Annotated in this window: 11 protein-coding genes; 6 read left to right on the top strand and 5 right to left on the bottom strand. The window is 64.0% G+C overall.

Features of this window, described 5'->3' with window-relative positions; genetic code table 11:
• Window positions 1–365 precede the first annotated feature (365 nt).
• Both GE027_RS10035 and GE027_RS10030 read left to right on the top strand, forming a co-directional pair.
• Window positions 366–938 (top strand): hypothetical protein, encoded by a 573-nt coding sequence (locus GE027_RS10035; protein ID WP_237607435.1) that lies wholly within the window; start codon window positions 366–368, stop codon window positions 936–938.
• A 339-nt stretch (window positions 939–1,277) separates the two neighbouring features.
• Window positions 1,278–2,489, top strand: coding sequence for a tetratricopeptide repeat protein (locus GE027_RS10030; RefSeq protein WP_162006663.1), 1,212 nt, complete (start codon window positions 1,278–1,280; stop codon window positions 2,487–2,489).
• Between the two features lie 466 nt (window positions 2,490–2,955).
• Here GE027_RS10030 and GE027_RS10025 read toward each other — a convergent pair whose 3' ends face one another.
• The 3 genes from GE027_RS10025 to GE027_RS10015 form a co-directional block, all read right to left on the bottom strand.
• Window positions 2,956–3,429, bottom strand: a complete 474-nt coding sequence (locus GE027_RS10025) for a hypothetical protein (protein ID WP_153557056.1) — start codon at window positions 3,427–3,429, stop codon at window positions 2,956–2,958.
• Window positions 3,390–4,358 (bottom strand): HD-GYP domain-containing protein, encoded by a 969-nt coding sequence (locus GE027_RS10020; protein WP_153557055.1) that lies wholly within the window; start codon window positions 4,356–4,358, stop codon window positions 3,390–3,392. The genes GE027_RS10025 and GE027_RS10020 overlap by 40 nt, the downstream gene beginning before the upstream one ends.
• A 209-nt stretch (window positions 4,359–4,567) precedes the next feature.
• On the bottom strand, window positions 4,568–5,680 hold the full coding sequence (locus GE027_RS10015) for a glycosyltransferase (protein ID WP_153557054.1): 1,113 nt from the start codon (window positions 5,678–5,680) through the stop codon (window positions 4,568–4,570).
• Between the two features lie 293 nt (window positions 5,681–5,973).
• On the opposite strand from GE027_RS10015, the gene GE027_RS10010 reads away from it, so the two are divergent.
• Both GE027_RS10010 and GE027_RS10005 read left to right on the top strand, forming a co-directional pair.
• Complete coding sequence (locus GE027_RS10010; protein ID WP_162006662.1) at window positions 5,974–6,999, top strand: glycosyltransferase family 2 protein; 1,026 nt, start codon at window positions 5,974–5,976, stop codon at window positions 6,997–6,999.
• Entirely contained in the window at window positions 6,989–7,738 is a 750-nt protein-coding gene (locus GE027_RS10005) for a class I SAM-dependent methyltransferase (protein ID WP_153557052.1), read from the top strand. The genes GE027_RS10010 and GE027_RS10005 overlap by 11 nt, the downstream gene beginning before the upstream one ends.
• A 20-nt stretch (window positions 7,739–7,758) precedes the next feature.
• Here GE027_RS10005 and GE027_RS10000 read toward each other — a convergent pair whose 3' ends face one another.
• The gene (locus tag GE027_RS10000) at window positions 7,759–8,745 is read right to left on the bottom strand and encodes a beta-ketoacyl-ACP synthase III (RefSeq protein ID WP_153557051.1); all 987 of its coding nucleotides are present in this window, start codon (window positions 8,743–8,745) and stop codon (window positions 7,759–7,761) included.
• 251 nt (window positions 8,746–8,996) lie between these two features.
• On the opposite strand from GE027_RS10000, the gene GE027_RS09995 reads away from it, so the two are divergent.
• Window positions 8,997–10,301: a S26 family signal peptidase gene (locus tag GE027_RS09995; protein WP_153557050.1), complete on the top strand. Its 1,305-nt coding sequence runs from the start codon at window positions 8,997–8,999 to the stop codon at window positions 10,299–10,301.
• A gap of 55 nt (window positions 10,302–10,356) precedes the next feature.
• Here GE027_RS09995 and GE027_RS09990 read toward each other — a convergent pair whose 3' ends face one another.
• Window positions 10,357–10,635 carry a hypothetical protein gene (locus tag GE027_RS09990; protein WP_153557049.1) on the bottom strand — a complete coding sequence of 93 codons (279 nt, stop codon included), beginning with the start codon at window positions 10,633–10,635 and terminating at the stop codon, window positions 10,357–10,359.
• Window positions 10,636–10,720: 85 nt separating this feature from the next.
• Here GE027_RS09990 and GE027_RS09985 point away from each other — a divergent pair, with 85 nt between their 5' ends.
• Window positions 10,721–11,458 carry a hypothetical protein gene (locus tag GE027_RS09985; RefSeq protein ID WP_153557048.1) on the top strand — a complete coding sequence of 246 codons (738 nt, stop codon included), beginning with the start codon at window positions 10,721–10,723 and terminating at the stop codon, window positions 11,456–11,458.
• Window positions 11,459–11,500 lie beyond the last annotated feature (42 nt).

Raw genomic sequence — 11,500 nt, 5'->3', positions numbered from 1 at the left:
GCGGGCATCTGGGCAAGCCGAAAACGCACCGGCGGAAGACAGGAAGATCAATAAACCAAAGATAATTCGTCGCCACCAACAACGCTCGGCGGACGACATCCGGGAGGCAGGGAAAGTTCAGGTAGGTTGAGCCCGGGACAGGCCGCTGGGACTCGAGACGATTCTAACCGATCCCGTCAAACTGTGCTGCAAGTTCCCGCCAGGGGGGCGGGGGAAGGCTTGACGATTACTCCGGATGTTGGAGATGAAGCACCAAAACGGAAGCGGCTGGGGGGCAACGGACGATGCCCTCTAACACGGCGTGGCGTAGACGCTGCCGCGAGCGGTTGCTCGCCGCGAGGACCAACAAAACACGGATGGCCGTTATGAAAAAAATCCTGAAGCGAACGATTCCCGTGGCGTGCCTGGCCGCCACCGCGTTGACGATGACCGCCACCGAGCGGGCGGAAGCGAGCAACTGGTGGGACAGTTTCAAGCATGAAATGCACATCACCTATCATCGCAATAACGCTTGGCCGCAGCCGTTTGCCGAACTGTCCGCAGCCCAGACCCGGGCCCCGTTCGAGGTCATGACGCACAAGGGTTGGGCGCTGCACAACACAATCGGCCACGAACTGTTTCGCGAGGGCGACGGAGCGTTGACCGCAGCGGGCCGCAACCGCGTGCACTGGATCGCCACACAGGCCCCGCCCGCCCGGCGCGCCATCCACGTGCTTCGCGGCGGCAGCGAACAGGAAACCGATGCTCGCATCGAAGCGGTCCGCGGTGCCCTCGGCCACATGCACCTCAACGGTCCCCAGCCACCGATCTACATCACCGACGTCGCTCCGTCGACCAGCTCCGGCGAGCGAGCTTCGCGAACCAGCCGCGAAGCCCTCGAGAAAATGCTGCCCCCGGTGCTGCCGCAATCCAACAGCTCGGCGGCCACCGGCGGCTGAGCGCTGCCCTCATCGTCACCAGCTCTCCAAACTCGACACGGCGTCCGAAGCCCCCTTCGGACGCCGTTTTTTCATAGCAGCTCGGCTGTCCCCAGCCGAGAAAACGCGACAGCAGCTCGGCGGTCCCCAGCCGTGCTACTTCTTTCCCCGTGCTGGCAAACTAGGAACTCCTGGTTCTTTCCCTACCGATGGGGAAAAACAATGAAGCGTTGCCAGCGGCACAACCGATCTGATCCATACGCCCACAGTATGTGTCCCGAGCAAGGACGCCAAAAGCTCTTTTGGGTTTTGGGTTTTGGAATTTGGGATTTGGGATCAGGGATTAGGGAGATACAAGCCGTGAACCGTTTAGTACCCACTCGCACGCGTAACGCCAAACGGGCGTTGCTGACCGCCACGTTGCTAGCATGCACGGGATGTGCCGGTGGCGGCGGGCCATCGCTGGCATCCTTGAACCCGTTCCAGCAATCGCCTGGGCCGGCCACGGCGAGCCTGGAAGACACTTCCTCGCCGGGCCTGACCGAATCGGTCGCCTCCACCGCACAAGGCGCCCGAGGACAGGTCAGCAGCATGTCCGCGGCCGTCAAAAGCGCCTACAACAAGACCGCTGGCGGGATCGCAGGACTGTTCGGTGGCGACAACGCTACGGCGACCGTCGATCAAGCGGGCAACGCCATTGCCGCTGACGACCCGTTGAGCTTGCAGAACAAGCCGGAGTCGATCGGAGCCGAAGTCTACGTGGCCAATGGCCAGTTGTGGGAGACCAGCGGAAACCTCGAAAGCGCCATGGAAAAATATGCCAAGGCGCTCGAGATCGAACCCAATAACGCTCCGGCCCTGGCCAGCATCGCCCGGCTGAAATTCCGTCAGTCGCAGTACCAAGAAGCCGCCGAGTATTTCAAGCGCGCCACGACCGCCGCACCCAGCGACGCCTCGCTGTACAACGATTGGGGGTTGACGCTGTCCAAGCTCGGACAGCACCCGGAAGCCGCCAAGACGATCCAGAAGGCGTTGGCCATTTCCCCCGGGACATCGCGGTACGCCAACAACCTGGCCAGCGTGCAGTACAACGCCGGAACGCCGGACAAGGCCCTGCATACTCTGCAGCAACACAACAAACCGGCCGTCGCGCACTTCAACATGGCTTACCTGGAATTCAACCAGGGCAATTATGACAAGGCGCGGGTGCAGTTGACCGAGGCGCTCAAGTTCGAACCGCAAGCCGAAGAGGACACGGCCGTCAAACGCGCCGTCGATCGCTCTCGCGAGCTGCTGGCCAAACTTGACGGCCCCATGTCCCAGATCAGCAACGTCGCTCAGGCCGCGACGCAGACCTACAACGCGGCCCAGCAACTGCAGCAAAGCGGCCCGGCCGCCGCCCAGCCGGCCAGTGCCCAAACGGCCCCCGACGATGCCGCCGCAGCGCCGCAGCAAGCGGTGGCAAAGACGCCCGCCGCCCCGGGCGACGATGGCATGTTCAGCTTGCCGCCGGAGTACCAATTGCCCGCCGCACAAACCGCCGCCGCACCGAGCGACACCACCCAGCGCTAACCGTTTCGGCCGAGTGTCGCCTTTCGCTCCGCGAAAGTTGAGACCAAGCCAGCGGCTTTCAGCCGAGTGTCGCCTTTCGCTCCGCGAAAGTTGAGAACCAAGCCAGCGGCTTTCGGCCGAGTGTCGCCGTTCGCTCCGCGAAAGTTGAGAACCAAGCCAGCGGCTTTCGGCGGAGTGTCGCCTTTCGCTCCGCGAAAGTTAAGACCAAACCAGCCGCTTTCGGCCGAGTGTCGCCGTTCGCTCCGCGAAAGTTGAGAACCAAGCCAGCGGCTTTCGGCGGAGTGTCGCCTTTCGCTCCGCGAAAGTTGAGAACCAAGCCAGCGGCTTTCGGCAGAGTATCGCCTTTCGCTCCGCGAAAGTTGAGAACCAAGCCAGCGGCTTTCGGCGGAGTGTCGCCTTTCGCTCCGCGAAAGTTAAGACCAAACCAGCCGCTTTCGGCGGAGCGAAAGGCAACTCTTTCCGGCAGCTACTGCGCAGCGGCGGTTCGGGGTGTCCGCAACATTGGCAGCAGGCCGGCAAAAGCTTCGACGCTGGGGTCGATGCGTTCGCACAACAGCGTGCCGTTTTCGAAACATCCCGGTCCCAAGCGACGGCTGCGCACCACGCGCACCCGCATCCAGAAACTGGGCAGCAGGATGCGAACGCTTTCCTCGGGAAAGAATTGGCGATCGGTCACAAAGCCGAATCCGGTCCGCGAAAAGTCACTGGTATAGATCCCGATCGCTTCGACGGCTCGCGGAATCGCCGGTAGCGTCTGTTCGAGGATGGCCAGGGCGCGCGTTCGCACGCGGATCCGCCCGCCACGGCGATCATCGGCGGCAAGCGCCGGGGCCGGCCCACTTTCTTCAAAAAAACGGACCTGGTGCTCTGGCAACTGGATCGTCCACTCGGTGCGGGCGATCAGTCGTGCCAACAGTTGCGGGTAATCTCCACCCAGCATGCCAGTACCTCCGGCTCGAATGCTTTTCCTGAATCACGCTGCAACAGTTCCAATGCCCGCAGCTTGGGCATCGGCGTACGGTAGGGGCGGTGGCTGGTCAACGCTTCGAACACATCCACCACCGTGCACAGTTTGGCCCAGGGGTGGATTTCGGCGTCGACCAGACCCACGGGGTAGCCGCCGCCGTCGCAGCGTTCGTGATGCTGGTACACCATCATCAGCTGCCCCTCGGTCAGATCGTCTCGATGCGCCAGCTGTAGAAACCCCAGCAAGGAATGGCGTTTGACTTCGCGGAACTCGGCTTCGTCCAGACGCCCCGGTTTACACAGAATCCGATCATCGATCTCCAGTTTCCCCAGGTCGTGCAGCAGGCCGCCGGTCGTGATCTGTTGGATTTCGGTTTGGTTGTAGCCCAGCTCTTTGGCAAGAATCCCGGCGTACATGGCGACGTTGGTGGAGTGGGTAAAGGTCGCATAGTCGTGGCTGAGCACGCGCGACATATCCTTGGCCGCGAAGCTGTCCTCGCAGATGATTTCGGCGGTAAACGCGCCCAGCTGAGTCGCCGCGGCGACGACGGTGTTCGTGTCTTGTCGGTCGAACGCTTCGGCCAGAATATCTCGGACAACCGCACTGAGGGCCTGGGCCCGCACGGCCGTCGAAACCGCTTCGTCGTCGGAGGATTCGAAGGCCAACTCCCGCAGGTAGCTCTGATAACGCTCGCGGTCTTGCTGTTGAATGAACAGGGACGTGACGCCGCGGTCACGCAATTTCGCCACATCTTGATCGCTCAGCGGATACTCGTCGCCGCGGTACAGCGTCAAGCGGTCATGGTCTTCCGATGGCAGAAACAGGTTCAAACCTGTCGCCAGACTTGGCACCAGCGTGGACACACTGATGGGGATGAAGGAGGATATGGTCGCAGCAGTCATCGCAAGCACATACCGAAACGGGCAAAGGGATCACACAGGCAACTGTAGGACACCGCTTCGGCGTGGCTCGGATAAATTAGGCACGACCACCCATTTGGGAGCTGGCCATCCGCCGTGCGCTCCCTGTCACCGCTACAATCCGCGCGGTCGCTAATTCAGCCAGGTAGATGGGGACGCTCGCCCTGCGGTTTGCCGCGAGGCCCGGCCGGTCACAGCGAGCGATACACGTCGACCGTCCGCCGAACCATCGGCTCCACGCCGAAATGCTCGGTGGCGTGGCGGTAGGCTTGGCGGAGGAAATCGGCGCGTCGCGGATCGGGCTGCAGCAAGGTCTGCACGCCGGCGGCGATACTGTCCGCCCGGCCGGGTTCGCAGACGACGGCCAGCGGTGCCGGCCGCAGGTCGACCGCTCGCGTATCAGAATGGCCCGCGGTCGCCGAACTCGCCGCGATTACTTCACGGAGGCCACCGACCGCCGAAGCGACGACCGGACGCTGGAGCATCATCGCGGCCACGACCGTCAGGCACAGGCCCTCCTCGAACGCCGGGTGCACCACCACGTCGGCGGCGGCCAGGCACTGGTGAGGGTCGTCGCGAAAGCCCAACAAGTGAATGCGATCGGGAAACCGCAGCGATGCGATCTTTTGCTCCAGCCCCGCCCGCTCGGAACCTTCGCCAGCGATCGCTAAGACCACCGCGTACCCCTGACAATTCAATCGGTCAACGGCGTCCACCAACGCCGCATGTCCCTTGCACGGCACCAGATTGCCGACCGCCACGGCCAACTGCTGGCCGTCCTGGCACAGGGAATGTCGCAGCCGTGCCACCGCGTGTTCGTCTACCGTCGGTGTGGGGATGCCGACGTGGACCACCGAGATGTGTTCGCGGCGGATCCCATCGCAAACGCAGCGGTCGGCAACCGCATGCGAAACACCGATGACGCGATCGGCCAAGCGATGGTAACGGCGCGGCGAGCGCACGGGAAACATGGTGTGACGCATCGCGATCGTCTTCATCTGCGGCAGGCCCGCCGCAGCCATTCCGCCCAAAGTCAGCGAGTGGGAGTCGTTGCAGTGCACGACGTCCGCACCAAAACGGCGGAGCTCGCGACGCAGCCGCCAGATCGTGCGCGGACTGCGGCCTCGGCCGCGGAACGCGAAAACATCGTAACCGTCATCCCGCATCTGCTCGGCCAGCGGACTGTGCCGGGGAGCCGCAAAGCGGACCTCGTGCCCATCGGCTCGCAAGCCCGCGGCCAAGTGTTGCAGGTAGGTTTCTCCGCCACCCCAGGCAGTCTGTGTCGAGACGAAGCAGATATGCATGGACGGGAAGGACACGGTTGAGGACGGGCCGGAAACGTCGTCCCTGTACGCGCCAAACGCTAGTCGCGTCAAGCTCAGATCTCCTGGCTCCGGCGGATTCGATGTATGGCGTGCGAAGATTGGGGCTACCACAGACAATCGCTCCGCGATTTAGGAACATTCGTTCCCATACATCGAATCCGCCGGAGTCAGCAAATCTCAATTCCCAAATCTCCCTGGACTCGGAAACGGACTTTTGCGTAGGTTCACCACCCCTAACCCTCTCGTTGTCGCTCCACTTGCTCCGTACTGCGATGCACGCTTCGCCCGGCTCCACCCCGTCTCCCTTGATCAGCGTCGTGATGCCGATCTACAACGCCCAGTCGCACCTGCGGCAGGCGCTTGCCAGCATCCTGGCTCAGGACTTTGAGGATTTCGAGGTGGTTGCGGTCAACGACGGCAGTACCGACGACAGCGGCGGGATCCTGCAGCAGTTTGCCGCTCGCGACCGGCGAGTCCGGGTGATCGAACAACGCAATCGCGGTCTGGTGGGAGCGTTGAACCGCGGTTTGGAGGAATCGCGCGGGCGGCTGTTGGCCCGCATGGATGCCGACGATGTGGCCATGCCCGAGCGGTTCGGCAAACAGGTGCGGTTTCTCCAGCAGCACCCGGCGGTGTTGGCCGTGGGCACAGCGATCATGAATATGGATTGCGATGGCGATCGCCTGAACGTTCAGATTTTGCCCACCGAGGCCCCGGCGATCGATGATCAATTGATGCATCGCCGCACCGGTCTGGCGCATCCCTCGGTGATGATGCGCCGCGAGGCGGTGGAAGCGGTCGGCGGATACCGAGCCGAGTTCGAATGGATCGAAGACCACGACCTCTGGCTGCGGCTCTCGGAACGCGGTCCGCTGGCAAACCTACCGGACGTGCTGCTGTGTTATCGCCAGCACTTGAAGAGTTGCAGCTGGAACAATTCGGTGCTCCGCACCCGCCGCATCAATGCGGTCATGCGTACCGCCTACCAGCGCCGCGGCCTGGCGCTGCCGCCGCACCTGGTACTGGACGAGACGCGTCCTCGGTCCGCCGGGGGCCCACACAAATGGATGCGTGCGGCCACCCGTTCCGGTCAGTGGTCGACCGCCGCGAAACACACCCTCGCCCAGTGGCGCCAGCGACCGCTCTCGCCGCTGACCTTGCGGAGCACGATCGAAGCCGCCGCTCGAAGCCTGTTGACGATTGTTTACCGGCCCGCTCCCCTGCCCGCAGTCCCGACCTTTACGGCGGATCAACTGTGTTTGACTCCATCGCCCCCGAGGACCTCTCATGCCGCTTGACACACCCACCGCTCCATCGGTCGCCGCCCCGCAAAGCATGCTGGGACGACTGCGCCGTTTCGCACAGCGCAAACTGGCCAAACGGCGGCAGCGTCATCTTCCGCCCGAGCAGGTTTTTGCGGACATCTATCGATGCAACGCTTGGAAGAGTGGCGAGTCGATCTCGGGGCTCGGTTCGGAACTCTCCCAGACGCAACAGTTGATCGAAACCTTGCCCGCGTGGTTCAAGAAATTGGACGTCCGGCGCGTCATCGATGTGCCCTGCGGCGACTTCCACTGGATGAGCCGTGTGGATCTATCGCAGGTGGACTATCTGGGCTGCGACATCGTGGACGAATTAATTCAGGCCAACCGTCGCTACGAGCGCGAGAACGTTCGCTTTCGCAAGCTGGATCTGTTGACCGATCCGCTGCCGCCGGCCGACCTGATCCTCTGTCGCGACTGTCTGGTGCATTTCTCGTTTGCCCACATCGAGCAGGCTCTTGAGAACATCGCCCGCAGCGGCGCTCGTTACTTGCTGACGACGACCTTTACCGAGCGGGCCGACAACCAGGACATCCCCACCGGTCGCTGGCGACCGCTGAACCTGAGCGCCGCGCCGTTTTCGCTGGCCGAGCCTGTGGCCACGCTGGTGGAACACTGCACCCAGGACGACGGTCAATACGCCGACAAGACGCTGGCCCTGTGGCCGATCGAAGCGCTGCGCCAGCGGACAAGGCTGCACAGCGACGCCGCCTAGGGCGTCCCGCCGAGGCGGCGTTACCAACGCAGCAGGGCCGTGCCCCAGGCCAGTCCCGAACCGAAACCGCACAGCAGCACATGGTCGCCGCGGTTCAGGCGGCCCTCGCGGACGGCTTCGTCCAGCGCCAGCGGGATACTGGCACCGCTGGTGTTGCCGTAACGGTCCAGGTTCACATAGACCCGCTCGGCATCCACAGCCAGATCGCTGACGGCCGAATCGATGATCCGCTGGTTGGCTTGATGCAGGACGACCAACTTCAGGTCTTCGGCCCGGAGGTCGGCGGCCTGCAGGACGTCATCGGCGCTTTCGGCAAACAGGCGTACGGCCCATTTAAACACCGCCCGTCCGTCCATTCGCAGGTACTGCTCGCCGGCTTGCCAAGCGGCGGGAGACAACGCTTTGCGGCTGCCGCCGGCATGGATGCACAGCAGTTCGCCGCCGCATCCCTCGCTGCCCAGTTGATAGGACAGGATGCCCGCTCCCTCCGGCTGGTCGGGGACCAACAACGCGGCTCCCGCACCGTCACCAAACAGAGGAAAGGTTTTCTTGTCATCCGGGTCGATCGCGCCGGTCATCACATCCGCGCCTACGACCAGGACGCATTGAGAGCTGCCGGTGCTGACGAATTGGGCTCCGGTCACCAAGCCGTACATGAACCCGGCACAGGCGGCATTGATGTCCATCGCCGGGGCGATCGCGCCCAGTCGCCGCTGCAGATGACAGGCGGCCGAAGGGGTTGGGTTGTCGGGCGTCATGGTGGCGACGACAATCAGATCGATGTCCTCGGCCGTGACCCCCGCGTCCCGCATGCATCGCAGCGCCGCTTCGTAACACAGATCGCTGGTGGCCTGTCCTTCGGCGGCCCGGCGACGCTGTTGAATGCCGGTGCGGCGAACAATCCAATCACTGTCGCACCCGAGGGCCGCCAGATCTTCGTTGGTGACGATCTGTTCGGGAACGAACGAACCGGTGGCCGCCACGCGAACCCCGAGCAACTGGCCCATCCGGCCACGTTTCGAGCGTTCGGGGACCGGTATTTCCTGGTTGACTGCAGAGAGAGGCGTATCGGACAAAGGACCATCAACGAACAAGGCGTGGGAGCGTGCCCCGGGAACGCGTGTCCCAGCACGCGCTTCTCGAGAACGGGAAACGCGCCGGAGCGACCTATAATGAAGGGGCCGATTATACCGATCAATGCGTTGCTGCGTCAGACGAGTTCTCGTCGTTTTCCCCAGGCTTCCCCAGACCCATCCCAATGCCCTCGCCGTCCCCCACCACGCCCGGCGCAGCACCACCAGGATCCCCGGCATCACGCCCGCCGCCCTCGGGCCGTGAAGCCTTGCTGGCGCAGCAGCCCCCCCGCCGGCCCGGTTTGACGAAGCGGGTTCTGGTCATCTTGGTCTTGGTCGTGCTCGCTCTGGCCGGACACCGCGCGGCGCAGGTCGACGGATGGTTGCGTCCGGCCGTGATTACCGGTCCCTCGATGCAGCCCACGCTGTGGGGGCCGTCCTACGCGGCCACCTGTCCCGGCTGTGCGGCCGGTCAACGTTTCCACGCCTCGCCGACCCCGGGGACGCTGCGATGCTGGAACTGCGGCGCCCGACAGCCCACCACGACGGTCCGGCCGCTGCCGGCCGATCACGTGATCCTGGATCGCGCCGCCTATCGCTGGGCGCCGCTGGGCGTCGAACTGGTTCGGCAGAACCCGCGACGCGGCGACCTGGTGGCGATCGGTAACGGGGATTCGCTGCGAGTCAAACGCGTGCTGGGGATCCCGGGCGACCGCATCTCGGTGCAGGGGAATCAATTGCGCATCAACGGCCATCCGGTCCCCACGGTGCTTGCCGAGCCGGTCGAACCCATCCCGGTGCACCGCCAAACGATCCGTGAACTAGCTCCCTCCGATCGGCGCTCTACCACGGGAGCGTCCTCTCGCGACAAGACCATCGATCCGGCGAGCGATCGCTGGCGGTACCGTGACCCGGTGGACGGTGGTCCGCGTTGGCTGGTCTATCATCATTACTCACTGCACGATCGGCGGCCCGACGTGATCCGCGACGATTATCCGTGCAACGTCACCAGCGTGCGCCGGTTGAACCCGGTGCCCCGTATCGGCTTGGATTTGACCCTCCGCGTGGTCCAGCCGGGGACGCTGCGGATCGCCCTCTGGAGCCCCGAAGCCAGCCAGGTTTATCAGGTGCCCCTGTCTGCGGGAATGCACCACGTGCGCGTGCCGCCGCCTGCCGCCTCCGCCGAGAACAAGATCCTCGTGCCTTCCCCAATCCCCGGAAACGCCCCGCTTCCGGTGGACGCCCAGCATCCGGTCGCGATTGCGGGTCTGGCCGAACTGCAACCGGACCACGTCCGGGCCACCGTCCTCCGCGGCCTGCACTGGTTTTTGCGCCGCAGCGACCGCGGCAGTTGGCCCGAGGACGAGCGCATCCTATCGGCCGGTCGCTACTTCGTCGCCGGCGACAACCAGCCGCTGTCGGAGGACAGTCGCAGTGCGCCCGAGGGCATTCCCTTCGAACAGATCGTCGGCCGCGTGGTCGCGCGATGATGCGGTGTGGAAAGACGCGGTTGAGGAAGAAACGCGAGACGAACCGCCCACGCCGCTAGGGACGACGGACGGCAAACGTGATCGTACGGCTCAGATCCTCAGGACTCGGCAGCGGTGTTCCGCGATAATGCAAGCGCCGAACGGTATTGCCGTAAAAATGGAAGGGCCGGTAGGGACGCATCGTGATGGGCGTGTGTTCGAGGTGTTGTCGATAGTGCCCACGTGCCACAATCACGGGCGACCAGTGAGGTTCTGCGGCTCCCACCCGCTCGGCATATGCGAGGCTGGCCAGCGTAAGGATGACGACGACCGCAGTGCGAAATTTTGTTCCCATGGCTCCCAGGTATCTCGGTTCGAAGGTGTCTCTCTTGATTTACAAAAACAGGTCAGGTCCCGGCGGATCGAAGCCCGGACGATCCTTGACGTTGACCGGAATCGTGCTGGGCGTCGCCGCGATCGCTTACGCACTGCTTCAGCCGCATCTGAACGCTCGCTTCGGCTGGGACCTGCCCACGCTGACCCAACAACCAGCGGAACAGCAGGCAGCGGAACAGCGAGCTGCAGAAAAGCAAACCGCGGACCAAACTCCAGACGCTGCTGCGGCTGCGGACGATTTCACTGCGGCTGCGGCAGATTCTGGGGCTCCGCAGCCTTCCTTCCAACCCGCCCCCCCCGAACAATCGGGATCGGCCGAGCCGTCGGAATCGACCACGGTGGGCGAATCGCGTCCAGCGGCGGATCAGGACTCAGGTAGGGGCTCGGGCCGGACCTTTGGATACCTGCGAACGATCGGTCCCGATCGTTATCTTTCACCGGGCGGAATCGTGTATGGCCCGGGCAGCCAGGAGGGGCATCGCCTGGACCATCTGGCTCGGCACTTGCGTGACCAACCCAACCGTCCCGGACCCCATGGCGTGTTCGCTGGCGACATGCCAACGGTGCTGCGGCTGTTGGACGAGGCTTACCGACGGAGCCAACAGCGGTCGCCGGCGGTTTCCACTCGCGTCGATCGGGATCGCACGATTCACACGGTGGACATGGATCGCGAGATCGGATTTGTGGGCGGCCGCCAGGGGCATCGCGAAGGCAACCCACCGGCCCGCCGCGTGCGGATGGTGCTGGAAGGCAAACGTCTGATCACCGCCTATCCGCTTTGATCCCGCTTTGTGCCGGCGGCTTCCCGGCCGATGCCATCCTGC

Origin of the sequence: Roseimaritima sediminicola (assembly GCF_009618275.1) — a bacterium.
GTDB lineage: Bacteria > Planctomycetota > Planctomycetia > Pirellulales > Pirellulaceae > Roseimaritima > Roseimaritima sediminicola.
The sequence above is the reverse complement of the archived record's forward strand: the minus strand, read 5'-3'. Positions and strand labels throughout refer to the sequence as shown.